The 16,140-nt window shown below is 73.7% G+C and carries 13 protein-coding genes and 1 riboswitch; of the genes, 7 read left to right on the top strand and 6 right to left on the bottom strand.

Annotated elements, in window-relative coordinates:
- Positions 1-51 precede the first annotated feature (51 nt).
- Genes JNO54_RS07595 through rimP form a run of 3 tightly spaced genes read right to left on the bottom strand, consistent with a single transcriptional unit; the run spans position 52 to position 2,133 of the window.
- Entirely contained in the window at positions 52-462 is a 411-nt protein-coding gene (locus tag JNO54_RS07595) for a YlxR family protein (RefSeq protein WP_307818110.1), read from the bottom strand.
- Positions 455-1,561 (bottom strand): transcription termination factor NusA, encoded by a 1,107-nt coding sequence (gene nusA / locus JNO54_RS07590; protein WP_204143352.1) that lies wholly within the window; start codon positions 1,559-1,561, stop codon positions 455-457. Before nusA ends, JNO54_RS07595 begins: the two co-directional genes overlap by 8 nt.
- A gap of 8 nt (positions 1,562-1,569) precedes the next feature.
- The gene (rimP, locus tag JNO54_RS07585; RefSeq protein ID WP_204143351.1) at positions 1,570-2,133 is read right to left on the bottom strand and encodes a ribosome maturation factor RimP; all 564 of its coding nucleotides are present in this window, start codon (positions 2,131-2,133) and stop codon (positions 1,570-1,572) included.
- 111 nt (positions 2,134-2,244) lie between these two features.
- Here rimP and JNO54_RS07580 point away from each other — a divergent pair, with 111 nt between their 5' ends.
- Both JNO54_RS07580 and JNO54_RS07575 read left to right on the top strand, forming a co-directional pair.
- On the top strand, positions 2,245-3,102 hold the full coding sequence (locus JNO54_RS07580; RefSeq protein WP_204143350.1) for a hypothetical protein: 858 nt from the start codon (positions 2,245-2,247) through the stop codon (positions 3,100-3,102).
- Positions 3,103-3,108: 6 nt separating this feature from the next.
- On the top strand, positions 3,109-4,017 hold the full coding sequence (locus JNO54_RS07575; protein WP_204143349.1) for an aminoglycoside phosphotransferase family protein: 909 nt from the start codon (positions 3,109-3,111) through the stop codon (positions 4,015-4,017).
- A gap of 42 nt (positions 4,018-4,059) precedes the next feature.
- Here the strand turns inward: JNO54_RS07575 and JNO54_RS07570 are convergent, their stop codons facing one another.
- The gene (locus JNO54_RS07570; protein ID WP_204143348.1) at positions 4,060-4,647 is read right to left on the bottom strand and encodes a histidine phosphatase family protein; all 588 of its coding nucleotides are present in this window, start codon (positions 4,645-4,647) and stop codon (positions 4,060-4,062) included.
- Between the two features lie 47 nt (positions 4,648-4,694).
- Between JNO54_RS07570 and JNO54_RS07565 the strand changes: the two genes are divergently transcribed.
- Both JNO54_RS07565 and cobF read left to right on the top strand, forming a co-directional pair.
- Positions 4,695-6,179 carry a cobyric acid synthase gene (locus JNO54_RS07565; RefSeq protein ID WP_204143347.1) on the top strand — a complete coding sequence of 495 codons (1,485 nt, stop codon included), beginning with the start codon at positions 4,695-4,697 and terminating at the stop codon, positions 6,177-6,179.
- Positions 6,176-6,976: a precorrin-6A synthase (deacetylating) gene (gene cobF, locus JNO54_RS07560; protein WP_204143346.1), complete on the top strand. Its 801-nt coding sequence runs from the start codon at positions 6,176-6,178 to the stop codon at positions 6,974-6,976. The genes JNO54_RS07565 and cobF overlap by 4 nt, the downstream gene beginning before the upstream one ends.
- A 42-nt stretch (positions 6,977-7,018) precedes the next feature.
- Here cobF and bluB read toward each other — a convergent pair whose 3' ends face one another.
- Both bluB and cobN read right to left on the bottom strand, forming a co-directional pair.
- A complete protein-coding gene (bluB, locus tag JNO54_RS07555) occupies positions 7,019-8,761 on the bottom strand; it encodes a 5,6-dimethylbenzimidazole synthase (protein ID WP_307818109.1) in 1,743 nt (580 codons plus the stop codon).
- The gene (gene cobN, locus JNO54_RS07550) at positions 8,758-12,426 is read right to left on the bottom strand and encodes a cobaltochelatase subunit CobN (RefSeq protein ID WP_204143345.1); all 3,669 of its coding nucleotides are present in this window, start codon (positions 12,424-12,426) and stop codon (positions 8,758-8,760) included. The genes bluB and cobN overlap by 4 nt, the downstream gene beginning before the upstream one ends.
- Before the next feature lie 84 nt (positions 12,427-12,510).
- A riboswitch (cobalamin riboswitch) is annotated at positions 12,511-12,576 on the bottom strand.
- A gap of 51 nt (positions 12,577-12,627) precedes the next feature.
- Here cobN and JNO54_RS07545 point away from each other — a divergent pair.
- The 3 genes from JNO54_RS07545 to JNO54_RS07535 are packed head-to-tail and all read left to right on the top strand — an operon-like array spanning position 12,628 to position 16,063.
- On the top strand, positions 12,628-13,815 hold the full coding sequence (locus JNO54_RS07545; protein WP_307818108.1) for a ferredoxin-like domain-containing protein: 1,188 nt from the start codon (positions 12,628-12,630) through the stop codon (positions 13,813-13,815).
- Positions 13,815-14,483 carry a precorrin-8X methylmutase gene (locus JNO54_RS07540; RefSeq protein WP_204143344.1) on the top strand — a complete coding sequence of 223 codons (669 nt, stop codon included), beginning with the start codon at positions 13,815-13,817 and terminating at the stop codon, positions 14,481-14,483. The genes JNO54_RS07545 and JNO54_RS07540 overlap by 1 nt, the downstream gene beginning before the upstream one ends.
- Entirely contained in the window at positions 14,480-16,063 is a 1,584-nt protein-coding gene (locus JNO54_RS07535; protein WP_204143343.1) for a precorrin-2 C(20)-methyltransferase, read from the top strand. The genes JNO54_RS07540 and JNO54_RS07535 overlap by 4 nt, the downstream gene beginning before the upstream one ends.
- The last annotated feature ends 77 nt before the right edge of the window (positions 16,064-16,140 follow it).

Genomic DNA, 16,140 nt, shown 5'->3' with positions numbered 1-16,140 from the left:
CCTGGTCCGCGTCAAGAGAAGGCGCGAACCGTCGTTAGTGCAGGGGGATGCTCATCGCTGAGTACTCATCGGGTGCTCATCAGCGTCAAACCCGCTCTCGGTCTTCTGGGACGGTGGTGTGACCTGCGAGTGCTCGTCGACCCACGCCCGCAGCGCGTCGACACCCTCCACAGGAGCGCGCAACGCCCGGGCGAAGGCCCGGCGGCGGACGGCGAGGTCGAGACAGACGGTGTCGGGGTGGATCCATGCACCACGGCCCGGCAGCCGTCGCCGTGGATCCGGGACGACGACAGGGTTGCCGTCGCCGCGCGGCTCCGCGACCACTCGCAGCAGGACCGACCGGCTATCCGTCCGACGGCACCCGATGCAGGTCCGCTGGGGACCCGCCTCTGACGCCGACGCCCGGAGTCCAGTCCGGTCGATCCCCGCCAGTCTAGCGCGTCCCCCCGTGGCGTCAGCCACGACCCGCAGGGGGCGGCCCGGCGACCGAGCCTGCCGAGGGGCCTGCCGAGGGGCCGTCCGGGGCGGTGTCCGGCCGGATGTCGATGCGCCAGCCGGTGAGCTTGGCGGCGAGGCGGGCGTTCTGCCCCTCCTTGCCGATCGCCAGGCTCAGCTGGTAGTCGGGGACGATGACGCGCGCGGCGCGCAGCTTGGGGTCGACCACGGTGACCGACTGCACCTTGGCGGGCGAGAGCGCCGCCGCGATGAACTCCTCCGGCTGGTCGGAGAAGTCGACGATGTCGATCTTCTCGCCCTGGAGGTGGTCCATCACGGCGCGGACCCGCTGGCCCATCGGGCCGATGCAGGCGCCCTTGGCGTTGAGCCCGGGGACCTTGGAGCGCACGGCCATCTTCGTCCGGTGCCCCGCCTCGCGGGCCAGGGCCGCGATCTCGACGCTGCCGTCGGCGATCTCGGGGACCTCGAGGGCGAAGAGCTTGCGCACGAGGTTGGGGTGCGTGCGGGAGAGGCTGATCTCTGGCCCGCGCAGCCCGCGCCGGACGCTCACGACGTAGGTACGGATCCGGTCGCCGTGGGCGTACCGCTCCCCCGGGACCTGCTCGGCCGCGGGCAGGATGCCCTCGACGGAGCCGAAGTCGACGGTGACGTGCCGCGGGTTGGGGCTCTGCTGGATGACACCGGCGACGATGTCGCCCTCGCGCCCCCGGAAGTCTCCGAGGACGGCCTCGTCCTCGACGTCACGCAGGCGCTGGACGATGACCTGACGCGCGGTCGCCGCGGCCACCCTGCCGAAGTTGCTCGGGGTGTGCTCGAACTCGGGGCCGAGCTCCCGCCGGATGCGGGGCCGGGGCGGCTCGGCGTCCGGGTCGACCTCGGCCTCGGGGTCCGGCTCGGGAGCGGGCTCCTCGATGGTGAGCTCCTCACGGGCCCACACGACGACGTGGCCGTGCTTGCGGTCGAGCTCGACCCGAGCGTGCTTGTACGCACCCTCGGTGTGGTGGTACGCGCCGAGCAGGGCCGCCTCGATCGCCTCGACGAGGACGCCGAAGGGGATCTCGCGCTCGCGCTCGATGGCCTTGAGTGCGTGGATGTCGATGTCCATGGGGGCTCCTACTGCTCGTTCTCGTCGGTGGGGTCGGCGGTCAGGTCGTCGGCCGCCTGCGCGTCCGGGGCGTCCTTGGGGCGGTTGAACTCGACCTGCACGCGTCCACGGCGCACGTCGTCGAGGGAGACCTCGACCTCCTCGGCGGGACGCTTGCGCTCGGCGGGGATCTCGAGGACGACGGCGTGGGCGGTGACCGAACGGACCCGCCCGGTGACCGGCTCCTGTCCCTCGAGGTCGACGTCGACGAGCCGACCGACGTTGCGGCGGAAGTGCTCGGCGCTCGTCAGCGGGCGGGACACACCGGGCGTGCTCACCTCGAGCGTGTACGGCTGCGAGCCGAGCAGGTCGGTGGCGTCGAGGCTCTCGCTGACCACCCGCGTCGCGTCGGCGACCTCGTCGAGGGTGAGCGGCTCCACGGGGTCGGAGCCCTCGAGGCCCGGCAGCAGGCGCTCCACGGTGACCCGGACGACCCGCCGACGGCCGGCCGGCGTGACCGTGACCTCGTCGACGACGACGCTCTCGCCCAGCGAGGTGGCGACCAGCTCACGCAGATCGTGCTCCAGGCTCATGGTGGCGGGCCTTCCGTGTGCAGTTGAGGTGCCGTGGGTGGCACGCCACTCTAGCCCGGCCGCGACGGCTGCCGCACCCGCTCCGCCGCGCGCTCGTGACAGCATGTCGGGGTGCCTCGTCCCCCTTCGCCGTCCCGCCGGGCCGTGCTCCTCGGAGCCGGCCTCGCCCTCGCCGTCACCGGCTGCGGGGTCCGGCTCGAGGACGACGCCCCGGACCTCCCGCTCGTGCCGCGACGCACGCCGATCTCCGGAGAGGCCGCGCTGCTCGCGATGGTCACCTCGCTCAGCCGGGAGACCGACGCGACCTCCGTGCCCCCGGGTGCCGCCGGAGAGCGCGTCGAGACGCTCGTCGACGCGCTGACCGAGCTCGAGGTCCCCGAGGCCGAGATCCGGCGCGCCCGAGAGGCCGACCCCACCTGGACCGAGGCCGAGGACGTCGCCGTCTACGAGGGCGCGCTGCGCGAGTGCCAGCCCGGTCTGCTCCCGCTCGTCGGGAGCCTCGCGGTGGCCCGGGTGCTGCGTGGACCGGCCACCCTCTGGGCCAAGGAGCCCCCCACTGCCTGGCAGGTCACCGACCCCGCGCGGTCTGCGGCCCAGGACACCCGTGCGGCGCTCTGGTCGCTCACCGTCGTCACGGCCCGGGCCGGCGGCGACGAGCGCTCGACGGTCCAGGCCGTCGTCGCCGGGCTGCAGGAGCTGCTGAGCCGTCAGGTCGTCGCCGGCGACGACGACGGCAGCACCGCCCCGCTCGGCTACGACCTCGAGGAGAGCCTGGCGACCCCCGACGAGCGGGCCACGCTCGTGCGCGAGACGCTCGCCACGCTGGGCGCGCGGTACCTCGCCCTGCTCACCTCGCTGGCGGACGACCGGGACGCCGCCCACGAGGTCGTCGCCTGGGCGGCAGCACCCCTGCGGCTCGGAGACCCCTGGCAGGTCGAGGTCGGAGCCCTCCCGGGCCTGGAGGGCTGAGGTCCGGTGCTCGTCCCGGAGGCCTTCGCCGCGCGGGTCCGAGGACGGCGACCCGAAGGAGGACCCAGCGGGGCCGACTGGCTGGACCGCCTCCCTTCGCTGCTCTCCGACCTGCTCGCCGAGTGGCGGCTCACCGCTGTCGCCGAGGTCCGGCACGGGCAGACCGCGGTCATCGTCCCGGTCGAGGGCCCCGACCTGCCGCGCGACGGCGCCGCCCTCAAGGTCGTCTGGCCCCACCCCGAGGCGGCCACCGAGCACCTGGCCCTGCGCCGGTGGGACGGTCGCGGCGCCGTCCGGATGCTCCGCGCCGACCCGGCCCGCGGGGCCCTGCTCCTCGAGCGGCTCACGACCGAGGACCTCACGCAGATGTGGGACGAGCAGGCCTGCGAGATCGTCGGCGGCCTCTACCGACAGCTGCACGTCGAGCCCTACCCGCAGGCGCCCCGGCTCTCTGTCTGGGCCCGCCGGCAGGCCGACGCTCTCGGCGAGGTGGGCGACGCCCTGCCCCGGCGGATGATCGAGCGGGCCCGCGCGCTCGTCACCGCGCTCACGGACGACCCCGCGTGCGACGCGACGCTCGTCCACACCGACCTGCACTACGCGAACGTGCTCTCCGACGGCACCGACTGGGTGGCGATCGACCCCAAGCCGATGGCGGGGCACCCGGGCTTCGAGATCGCCCCGATGCTGTGGAACAGGGTCGAGGAGATGGGCAGCGGGTCGTCCTTCCGCTATCTCGTGCGGCGTCGCCTGGAGGTCCTCTGCGAGGAGTCGGGCACGCCGTGGGAGGCAGCGCGCGACTGGTCGGTCGTCCGCGAGGTGGTGAGTGCGATGTGGGCCGCGCGGGTCGGTCGACCTGGTGCTCGGGAGCGGGTGTCGCTCGCGATGACGCTCGTCAAGGCGCTCGGCGACTGACGGAGTGGTCGAGGTGGTACCCATCGCTTGCAGCCCCCGGTGCTACCTCGTTGCGCGGTCGATGGTGAGCACAGCGCCGGGCGGCAGCGGCTCGTCCCAGTCGAGCTCGCGCCAGGAGCGCCCGCGCAGGACGGCGAGCGCGGCCCGGATCGTGTGCTCGTGGCTGACGACCACGAGCTCGCTGCTGTCCTCACGAGCCCCGGTGAGCCACGCGGCGACGCGCGCGTGGACGGCACGCACCGACTCACCGCCCCCCCACGCGACCTCGCTGATGTCCACGCCGTCGGGCACCGGCCGCGAGGCGAGGCCCGCGGCGAGCTCCCCCTCCATCGAGCCGAGGTGCTGCTCGCGCCAGGCCGGGTCGAGCCGCACGGCCGCGGCGTCCAGCCCCAGCACCTGAGCGATCAGCCGGGCGCTCGCTGCCGCCCGGGCCAGGTCGCTCGCGACGATGCGGGCCGAGCCGGGCTCGTCGAGCCGGTCCGCGAGCAGCCGGCCGGCTGCGCGGGCCTGCTCCTCCCCCTTCGTCGTGAGGACCGGCTCCCCCGGCCCGGCGTACTGCCCCTGGACCCGGCCCTGGAGGTGCCACGTTGACTCGCCGTGCCGGACGAGGTGGACGGTGGGAGCACGCACGCGGGCCACCGTAGTCCGGTCCCGCCTCGTCCGTAGACTCACCGCTCGTGAGCGGGCTGCTGGTGACCGGGACGAGCTCCGACGCGGGCAAGTCCCTCGTCGTGACCGGCCTGTGCAGGGCGCTGTCCCGGCGGGGTCTATCCGTCGCGCCCTACAAGGCGCAGAACATGTCGAACCACTCGATGGTCTGCCGCGACGGCGCCGAGATCGGTCGGGCCCAGTACCTCCAGGCCCAGGCCGCGGGGGTCGAGGCGACGTCCGCGATGAACCCCGTGCTCCTCAAGCCGGGCAGCGACCGGCGCGCGCACGTCGTCGTGCGCGGCCGGCCCGCCGGCACGCTCATGGCGGGCGAGTACGCGACCGGCCGGGCACACCTGGCGCAGGCCGCCTTCGCCGCCTTCGAGGAGCTCGCGGCCGAGCACGACGTCGTCGTCTGCGAGGGCGCGGGGTCCCCTGCCGAGATCAACCTGCGGGCCGGGGACTACGTCAACCTCGGTCTGGCACAACGCTTCTCGCTTCCCACGGTGCTCGTGGGCGATATCGACCGGGGTGGCGTGCTCGCTGCGCTCTACGGCACCTGGGCGCTCGTCTCCGACGCCGATCGGCCGCTGCTCGCCGCCTACCTCATCAACAAGTTCCGCGGGGACGCGTCGGTGCTCGAGCCCGGCCTGGCCGAGATCACCCGCCGCACGGGCATGCCCTCGCTCGGGGTGCTGCCGTGGCTGCAGGACGTGTGGCTCGACTCGGAAGACTCGCTGTCGATGGGCGCGTGGGGCGACCCGGACGACGGGGTCCCGAGCGAGCGACGGCTGTCGGTCGCGGTGGTCCGGCTGCCCCGCACCTCCAACGGCACCGACGTCGACGCCCTCGCGGCCGAGCCTGGCGTCGACGTGCGGGTCACGGTCGACGCCGACGCGGTGCGCGAGGCCGACCTCGTGGTCCTCCCCGGGTCCCGTGCCACGACCTCCGACCTCGCCTGGCTGCGCCGCACCGGTCTGGCCGACGTCGTCATCGACCGGGCGTCCCGCGGGGCGCCGGTCCTCGGGATCTGCGGTGGCTACCAGATGCTCCTCGACCAGATCGTCGACGAGGGGGTCGAGGGTGACGCGGCCGAAGGGAGCGAGTCCGCCTCTCCCACAACGGTTGCGGGCCTCGGCCTGCTGCCCGGTCGCGTCGTCTTCCACGAGGACAAGGTGCTCGCCCGACCGAGCGGGACCTGGCGTGGCCACCCCGTCGAGGGGTACGAGATCCACCACGGCGTCGTGGCCCCGAGCGGCGGCGAGGACTTCCCCGGCGGGCATGCCGTCGGGGAGGTCCGCGGCTCGATCTGGCACGGCACCCTCGAGTGCGACGACTACCGCCGTGCGCTGCTCGCTGACGTGGCCGCGACGACGGGGGCGCGGTGGACCGCGGTGGCGAGGGCCGCCCCCTTCGCCGCTCGACGGGAAGGCATGATCGACATCCTCGCCGATGCCCTCGAGAGGCACGCCGACGTCGACGCGATCATCGACCTCACCCGGGAGAACCGTTGAGCGACACCAGCCCGCGCCGCATCCACGTCATCGGCATCGGAGCCGGCTCTCCGGAGCACGTGACCGCGGAGGCGGCCGCGACGATCGCCGAGGTCGACGTCTTCCTCGTCGCGGACAAGGGTGGGGTCAAGGACGAGCTCGTCGCGGTGCGCCGCGCGATCTGCGACCGCTTCATCCCCGCCGACCACGGGTACGAGTTCGTCACGGTGCCGGACCCGAAGCGCGGACCCGACGCCGACCGGGACTCCGCGGAGTACGCGCAGGGGGTGCGGGACTGGCATGCGGCGCGCACCGACGCCTACGTGCGGATCATCGAGGAACTGCCTCAGGAGGCGGTCGTGGGCTTCCTCGTGTGGGGCGACCCTGCCTTCTACGACAGCACGATCCGCATCGTCGACGCGATCGGCGAGCAGATCGCGACGCGGGTGCGGGTCATCCCGGGGATCTCCGCCTTCCAGACCCTCGCCGCCGCGCACGGCATCGTCCTGCACCGCGTCGGCGAACCGGTGCACATCACGACCGGGCGTCGGCTCGTCGACGAGTGGACTCGCGCGCAGGCCGCCGGGTTGGAGCTCGGGACAGTCGTCGTCATGCTCGACGGGCACCTGCACTGCCGCGAGCTCGTGGCCACCCACCCGGACACGGTGATCCACTGGGGCGCCTACGTCGGCATGCCGCAGCAGGAGCTGCGCTCCGGGCGCCTCGCTGACGTCGTCGACGAGATCGTCGAGCTGCGGGCGCGGCTGCGCGAGACCCATGGCTGGGTCATGGACGTCTACGCCCTCACGCCTGCCTGAGGCTTCGAGGCGGTCGCGGAGCGACCTCCTCAGCCACCCTCGTCAGCGGGTGCGAGCCGCGACGCGGCGGACGGCGAGGCCCTGCAGGACCATCGAGGCGGCCAGGCATGCGCCGACGCCCTCGCCGGAGCGCAGCCGCAGGTCGAGCAGTGGCTCCAGACCGAGCTCCCGCAGGACCAGAGCGTGGGCCCGCTCCCGACTCACCTGGCCGGCGAGCAAATAGGCCTGCGCGGCCGGCTCGAGGCGGGCGGCGATGACTCCCGGCAACGACGCGGCGAGTCCGTCGAGCACGACGGGCGCGCCGGCGGCCGCGGCCCCGAGCGTCACACCCGTGAGCAGCGCGATCTCGGGTCCGCCGACCATCGCGAGGAGGCGAAGGGGGTCGGACTCCCCCTTCGTTCGATCGCGGGCGGCCGCCACGACCTCGCGCTTACGCGCGACCATGTCGGCGTCGGAGCCGGAGCCGAGGCCGACCGCGTCCTGCGGCTCGAGACCGAGCAGGGCACAGGCGAGTGCGGCGGCCACCGTCGTGTTGCCCACCCCGACCTCCCCGAGACAGACCAGACCCGAGGCGGCGACCTCGGTGCCGATCTCGCGACCGGCAGCGACGAGCGCCTCGACGTCGGCGAGGGTCATGGCGTCGCTCGATGCGAGGTCGCCCCGTTCCCCCGCCGGTCGCGCGTCGTACGAACCCGAGACCGCTCGTGCCACACCGGCGTCCACGCCGACGACGGCGAGGCCGGCCCCCTTCGCGGTGGCGGCTCCGAGCGAGGTGCCCGCGACGGTCGCTGCGAGCACGTCGTGGGTGGTCGCTGCGGGGAAGGCGCTCACACCCAGCCCGGTCACCGGGTGGTCAGCGCCGGCGAGGACGAGGGTACCGCCGGTGACGTCCTGCGCGCCGACGGCGAGCACGCGGTTGAGCGCGCGGTCGAGGACCCCGAGGGACTCCGGCGGTGAGAGCAGCTCGTCGGCGGCATCGGTCGCCCGGACGAGCCGCGTGGGCTCCGGCCCGCGCAGGTGCGACACCGGCTGCTGGGGTGCATGCTCGTCGGCCGGCCAGCGGCCGTGCAGGACGACCTGCTCGAGCGGCATCTTCTTCGACCACGCGGTGCGCTCCAGACCAGGCGACGGCGGGCGCTCGTCAGGCCAACCGAGGCAGAGCCACCCGAGCGTGACGACACCCTCGGGCAGGCCGAGCAGGTCGGCGAGCTCGTCGGGGTCGAAGAGAGTCACCCAGCCCATGCCCAGGCCGTGGGCACGGGCGGTGAGCCACATGTTCTCGATGGCCGTCGCGCAGGACCACAGGTCGGCGTCGGGGAAGGTCGCCCGGCCGAGGACACCCAGCGCAGGAGTGCGCCGGTCGCAGGCGACGACGATGCCGACGGGCGCCTCGCGCAACCCCTCGAGCTTGAGGTCGAGCATGCGCGCCGCCCGTTCCGAGGACAGGTGCGCGGCCTGGTCGACGCGCGCCCTGTCGGCCATCGCGGCGGCCCGGTCACGGGTCGCCGGGTCGGTGACGACGATGAAGCGCCAGGGCTGGGAGTGGCCGACGCTCGGCGCCCGGTGCCCGGCCTCGAGGACGGCCGTGATGAGCTCGTCGGGCACGGCGTCTGGACGGTAGCGACGGATGTCTCGGCGACCGGCCACGACCGCGGCGAGGGCCTCGGTCACCGCCTCGCCCATGGCCCAGCCCGACGGGTCGTCCCGACGCTGCGCCGCGCTGCTCGTGTCGCCGATCGTCGGGACCGGTCGGGCGTAGCGGGGCTGGCTCCCTGCGCCCGTCACTCGCCGTCCTCCATGTCCCCCTCGATGTCGAGGTAGACCTGCTGCATCGCGCGGACGACCTCGGGGTCAGGCTCTTCCCACAGACCGCGGTCGGCCGCCTCGGTGAGTCGCTCGACGATGCCGCGCAGGGCCCACGGGTTGGCCCGGCGCATGAAATCCTGGTTGGTCTCGTCGAGCACATAGTCGCGAGCCACCCGGTCGTACATCCAGTCGTGGACGACACCGGCTGTGGCATCGAAGCCGAAGAGGTAGTCGACGGTCGCCGCGAGCTCGAAGGCGCCCTTGTAGCCGTGGCGCTGCATCGCCGAGATCCACCGCGGGTTGACCACGCGCGAGCGGAAGACCCGGTTGGTCTCCTCCTGCAGGGTGCGGGTGCGCACCTGGTCCGGCGAGGTCGAGTCGCCGACATAGGCCCGCGGCTCGGCACCGGTGAGCGCGCGGACGGTCGCGACCATGCCGCCGTGATACTGGAAGTAGTCGTCGCTGTCGAGGATGTCGGACTCGCGGTTGTCGACGTTCTTAGCGGCGACCTGGATGCGGCGGTAGGTGCGCTCCATGTCCTCGGCGGCCGGCGCGCCGTCGAGGTCGCGACCGTAGGCGTAGCCGCCCCACGCGGTGTAGACCTGCGCGAGGTCGTCGTCGCTGCGCCAGTTGCCTGACTCGACGACCTGCAGGATGCCCGCGCCGTAGCTGCCGGGCTTGGAGCCGAAGATCCGTGTGCGAGAGCGCCGCTCGTCGCCGTGCTCCGCAAGGTCGGCCACGGTGTGGGCCCGCACGTGGTTGTCCTCCGGGGCCTCGTCGAGGCCGGCGACGAGCGCGACGGCGTCGTCGATAAGGGCGATGACGTGCGGGAAGGCATCGCGGAAGAAGCCCGAGATGCGCACGGTGACGTCGATGCGCGGGCGGCCGAGCTCCGCGAGCGGGATCGGCTCGAGTCCGGTGACCCGGCGGGACTGCTCGTCCCACACCGGCGTCACGCCGAGCAGGGCGAGCACCTCGCCGATGTCGTCGCCGGAGGTGCGCATCGCCGACGTGCCCCACATCGACAGCCCGACCGAGGTCGGCAGCTCGCCAGTCTCATCGCGGTAGCGAGCGAGCAACGAGTCGGCCATCGCCGTGCCGGTCTGGTAGGCCAGCCGCGAGGGGATCGCCTTGGGGTCGACGGAGTAGAAGTTGCGGCCGGTGGGCAGCACGTTGACGAGGCCACGAAGGGGGGACCCGCTCGGCCCCGCAGGGATGTAGCCCCCGTCGAGTGCGTGCAGCACCATCGGCAGCTCGCGCTCGGTCGCGGCGAGCCGCGGCACGACCTGCGTCGCGGCGAACTCGAGCACCCGGGTGACCTCGGCGGCCGCCTCCGGCGCAAGGTCGGGCTCGTGCTGCGCGACGAGACCGCCAGCGGCAGCAGCGGACCAGCCCATGGCGGCGAGGGCCTCGACAAGGCGACGAGCCCTCCCTTCGACCCCATCGGTCTCGGTGGTGGAGGCGTCCTCGGCGAGGCCGAGTGCAGCCCGCAGACCCGGGACTGACCCGACCTGGCCGGAGAAAACCTGCGCGGCACGCAGGACGGCGAGCACGAGGTTGACCAGCTCCTCGCCCTGCGGCGCCTGGCCGAGGACGTGCAGGCCGTCGCGGATCTGGACGTCCTTGATCTCGCAGAGCCAGCCGTCGACGTGCATGACGAGGTCGTCGAAGCCGTCGGCGTCGTCGAGGTCGACGTCGTCGCCCAGCCCGAGGTCGACGTGCATCTGCGCGGCGTGCAGCAGCTGCCAGATCTCGCCACGCAGGGCCGGCGCCTTGGCCGGGTCCATGACCGAGACGTTGCCGTACTCGTCGAGGAGCTGCTCGAGGCGGGAGATGTCGCCGTACGACTCGGCGCGGGCCATCGGCGGGACGAGGTGGTCGACGATCGTCGCGTGGGCACGGCGCTTGGCCTGCGTGCCTTCACCGGGGTCGTTGACGAGGAAGGGGTAGACGAGCGGCAGGTTGCCCAGGGCCGCGTCGGTGCCGCACGAGGCGGACATCGCGAGGTTCTTGCCGGAGAGCCACTCGAGGTTGCCGTGCTTGCCGACGTGGACGACGGCGTGGGCGCCGAACTCCTCCTCGATCCAGCGATAGGTCGCGAGGTAGTGGTGGGTCGGCGGCAGGTCAGGGTCGTGGTAGATCGCGATGGGGTTCTCGCCGAAGCCGCGGGGCGGCTGGACGAGGAGGGCGACATTGCCGCGGACGAGGGCCGCGGTGACGATCTCGCCCTGCGCGTCACGGGTCGTGTCGACGAAGACCTCGCCGGGCGCCGCGCCCCAGTGCTCGGTCATCGCCTCGCGCAGGTCGGCGGGGAAGGCGTCGAACCACTCCCGGTAGCGCGCGGCCGGGATGCGCACCTGCGCGCCCTCGACCTGCTCCTGGGTGAGCCACTCCTCGTCCTGCCCGCCGGCGGCGATGAGCTCGTGGATCAGGGCATTGCCCGACGTCGTGTCAGGCTCCTCGCCCTCGACCGGAGGGAGCGGGTCCATCCCCACGAAACCGTCACCGAGGTCGTAGCCGGTCTCGCGCATCGCTCGCAGCAGGCGGATCGTCGAGACCGGGGTGTCGAGGCCGACGGCGTTGCCCAGGCGGGAGTGCTTCGTCGGGTAGGCCGAGAGGACGACGGCGATCTTGCGCTCGGCGACGGGCGTCGAGCGCAGGCGCGCGTGGTTGACCGCGATGCCGGCGACGCGGGCGGCGCGCTCGGGGTCGGCGACGTAGCGCGGCAGGCCCTCGTCGTCGAACTCCTTGAAGGAGAAGGCGACCGTGATGAGGCGACCGTCGAACTCGGGGACGGCGACCTGGGTCGCGACGTCGAGCGGGCTCATGCCGTCATCGGACTCCTCCCAGTCGGCGCGGCCCCAGGTCAGGCACAGGCCCTGGAGGATCGGGATGTCGAGGGCGGCGAGCTTCTCCACGTCCCACGCCTCGTCGTCCTCGCCGGCGCCGACCGTAGCCGGCTTGGTGCCGCCGGCCGCGAGCACGGTCGTCACGAGCGCGTCCAGGGTGCCGAGGTGCTCGAGCAGACCGTCGGGGGCGTCGCGCAGCGAGGCGGAGTGGATGACGACGCCCTGGCCGCCGGCCGCGTCGATCGCGTCGGCGAGCGCGTGCGCGTAGTCGGTGTTGCCGGCGGCGTACTGGGCTCGGTAGATGAGCACGCCGACCCGGGGGCGGGTGGCGCCGTCGGGAAGGGAGGTCGGCTGGTCGCGCTCGAGGACGCCCCACTGCGGGAGCGCCTGCGGCGCCTCGAAGCCCTCGCCGGTAAGGAGCAGCGTGTCGCCGAGGAAGGCGTGGAGCTGTGCGAGGTTGGCCGGCCCGCCCTCGGCGAGGTAGCGGTGAGCCTCCGCGGCGGTGCCGGGTGGGACGGTCGACAGCTCCATGAGGGCCGCGTCGGGTTCCTGGGTGCCGCCGAGGACGACGAGCGGTGCGCTGGCGGTGCGCAGGTCGGCGAAGCCCTCCCACAGACCCTGCGGCGAGCCGAGGTAGCGGACGACGACGATGTCGGCGCCGGCGACGCGCTCGGCGATCTGCTCGTCGGTGAGACGGGCGGGGTTGCCGACGACATAGTGGGCTCCGTCCTCGGCGGCGGCGCGGGCACTGAGCAGGTCGGTGTCGGAGGTGGACAGCAGGGCGACGGTCGTCACGTCGTGGGCTCCTTGGCGGGGGTCCGCGCCCCGCGGTTCGAAGTGAGTGACCCGCACGGTCTCGTGCAGGGCGGCCGGCAGAGCGTGTCTGACTCGCGAAGGGGGCTTCGCTCACAGTGGCGGGACCGTCCCGGACTCGCACCGGGTTCCGCGCTGCTCGGTTGTCCGGCAGCCTACCGGGGCCGCGTAGGCTGCCCTGCCGTGACGACACCGAGCCCCTCCCGCAGCGGTGCCGACCGCTGCCCGGGCCTGCTCACCCCCTTCGTCTCTGCGGACGGGGCAATGGTGCGCCTGCGCATCCCCGGTGGTCGGGTGGACGCGTCCACCTTGTACGCGATCTCTTCTCTCGCAGGCCGTTTCGGCGACCCCGAGGTCACGCTAACCTCGCGAGGCAGCCTGCAGCTGCGCGGCCTGCCCGACCCGCTACCCCGTGAGCTCATCACGGCGATCGACGACCTCCGGCTCGTTCCCTCCGGACCCCACGACAAGGCCCGTAACATCGTCGCCGACCCGCACGCCGGGCTCGACCCCCTCGTCACCGCGCTCGACGAGGGCCTGCTCGGCGATCCCGGGTTGGCCGAGCTGCCGGGGCGGTTCCTGCTCGCCGTCACCTCCCCCGGCGGCCCCGTGCTCGCCGAGCCGTGGGACGTCGCGATCGTCGCCTCCCCGCGCTCTGACGTGACGTCGAGGCACCCACGCGGACCGTCGGGCCCAGCTGCTCGCACCTCAGCCACCGTGCACGTCGTCGCGGACGGCCGCGCGGTCACCGTCCCGCGCGATGAGGCCGCCGAGACAGCTCTCGACGTCGCCCGCAGCTTCCTCGCTGCCCGCCCCGACACCCGCACGTGGAACCTGCGCGACCTGCCCGAGGCGGCCCGAGCTGACCTCCTGCCGGGGTCCCTCCCCTTCGACGTCGTGGCAGGAGACCCGCCTGCGCCGGGACCCGTCGGTGCGGACCTCGTGGCGCTCGTGCCGCTGGGGTTGCTGACGCCGGCGATGGTGGAGGGCCTTCAGGGCTCGGCCGCGGACGGCATCGCACCTCAGCCAGAAGGGTCGGGTCAGCGATTGGCGGTTACGCCCTGGCGCTCGATCGTCGTCCCGGGTGCCGCGGCGCGGGCCGAGGAGCTCGCGACGGCAGGATTCGTCACCGCCCCCGACTCCCCGTGGACCGTCCTCACCGCCTGCGCCGGGGCCCCCGCCTGCGCTCGGACCACCACCCCCACACGTGACCTCGCCCGGGCGGCAGCACCGCTGATCGACCCTGCCGGGTCGCCGGTGCACGTCATCGGTTGTGAACGCGCCTGCGGCCACCCCGCCCGACCCCACACAATCGCCCTGAACCCCCGCACCGCAGCGGACGTCGTTGCAGCACAACTCGAGAAGGCCTGATGGATCCCCTTCGCCAACCGTCTCGCCGGTACGACTACGTCACCGACGGGCAGGAGATCTACCGTCGCTCCTTCGGCATGATCCGCGACGAGGCCGACCTCACCGGTCTGCCCGCCGACCTGCACGGTGCTGCCGTGCGGATCGTCCACGCCGCCGGTGACGTCGGCATCACGCGCGAGATGGCCGGCCACCCCGAGGTCGCCGCCGCAGCCCACGCGGCGCTCGTCGCCGGGGCGCCGATCCTCACCGACAGCAACATGCTCGCGCAGGGCGTCACCCGCCGCCGCCTGCCCGCCGACAACGACGTGATCTGCACGCTGCGCGAGCCCCAGGTGCCCGGCCTCGCCGCCCGGTGGGGCACCACCCGTGCGGCCGCCGCCGTCTCCCTCTGGGGTGAGCGTCTCGAGGGTGCCGTCGTCGCGATCGGCAACGCCCCGACCGCCCTCTTCCACCTGCTCGAGATGCTCCACGACGGCGCCCCCCGACCGGCCGCGATCGTCGGCATGCCGGTCGGCTTCGTCGGGTCTGCGGAGTCGAAGGTCGCCCTCGCCGAGCACGACCTGACCGGCGGGCCGGTCCCGTGGCTCGTCGTCCACGGCCGCCGCGGCGGTTCCGCCATGGCGGCTGCCGCGCTCAACGCGCTCGCGCACCCCGACGAGCTCGCATGAGCACCCGCGCGACCGACGCCGCGCAGCCCGGCCACCTCTACGGGGTCGGGGTCGGGCCCGGCGACCCCTCCCTCATCACCCTGCGCGCCGCCCGCCTCGTCGAGACCGCCGACGTCGTCGCCTACCACCGCGCCGCGCACCGGCCGTCGACCGCCCGCTCCATCGCCGCCGCGCACGTGCGCGAGGGAGCGATCGAGGAGCCGCTCGTCTACCCCGTGACGACCGGCACCACCGACCACCCAGGGGGGTACTACGGGGCGCTCGCCGACTTCTACGACGAGTGCGCCGAGCGCTTCGCCGCCCACCTCGATGCCGGCCGCAGCGTCGTCTGCCTCGCCGAGGGCGACCCGCTCTTCTACGGCTCCTTCATGTACGTCCACGACGCCCTGCGCGAGCGTTACCCCACCGAGGTCGTGCCCGGCATCACCGCCATGGCCGCCGCCAGCGCCGCCGTCGGCACCGGCCTGTCCCGCCACGAGGACACCGTCACCGTCCTCCCCGGGACCCTGCCGGTCGCCGAGCTCGCCCGGCGCCTCGCCGACACCGACGCCGCCGTCATCATGAAGCTCGGGCGCACCTTCGACAACGTCCGCGAGGCGCTGCGGCAGGCCGGGCTCCTCGAGCGCGCCGTCTACGTCGAGCGCGCCAGCCGGGAGGGCGAGCGGGTGCTGCCCGTCACCCAGGTCGACCCCGAGACCGTGCCCTACATGTCGATCGTCGTCGTGCCGGGGCGAGACGTGCGGGCGGACGCGGCCGGCCGGGCTGTCGGCGACGGCTCGGCTGCGGGCGCCGTTGCTCCTACGACAACCGCCGCCGCCTCCCCCTCCGGGAGGACGGGGACCGTCCACGTCGTCGGCCTCGGGCCCGGCCCCGACCGCTGGCTCACCCCCGAGGCGAGCGAGGTGCTCGCCCGGGTCGACCACGTCGTCGGCTACGCCCCCTACGTCGCGCGGGTGCCGCAGCGCGAGGGCCTGACCCGCCACGCCTCCGGCAACTCCGTCGAGCTCGACCGCGGACGGCTGGCACTCGACCTCGCCCGCGAGGGCGCGGACGTCGCGCTCGTCTCTGGAGGCGACGCCGGGGTCTTCGGCATGGCGACGGCGCTCTTCGAGTCGCGCGAGACAGCGCTGACCGACGACCCCGGCTACGCCGACGTGCCCGTCGAGGTCGTGCCGGGCGTCACCGCCGCGCACGCGGCGAGCGCCCTCGTCGGTGCCGTGCTCGGCGGCGACCACGCCCTGGTCAACCTCAGCGACAACCTCAAGCCGTGGGAGGTCCTCGCCGCACGGCTGACCGCACTGGCGACGAACGACATCTCGATCGCCCTCTACAACCCGCGCTCCCGCTCGCGCCCAGACACCCTCTGCGCCGCACGCGACCTGCTCGTCGAGGCCGTCGGTTCGGAGCGCGTCGTAGTCGTCGCACGCCACGTCGGCCGCGACGAGCAGTCGTCGTGGGTGACGACGCTCGGCGAGCTCGATGTCGAGGCCGTCGACATGGGGTGTCTGGTCGTCATCGGCGCGTCGACGACCCAGGTCACCGACGACGGTCGCGTGTGGACGCCGCGCTCGGTCGGCTGACTGCTCACCCCCCAGAAGTGCGGCGGCCCTGCCGGTGCCTCCTCGCGGGCAACGGCAATCGGGTTCCGTCTCCCCAC

Origin of the sequence: Janibacter endophyticus (assembly GCF_016888335.1) — a bacterium.
GTDB classification, from domain to species: Bacteria; Actinomycetota; Actinomycetes; order Actinomycetales; family Dermatophilaceae; genus Marihabitans; species Marihabitans endophyticum.
The sequence above is the reverse complement of the archived record's forward strand: the minus strand, read 5'-3'. Positions and strand labels throughout refer to the sequence as shown.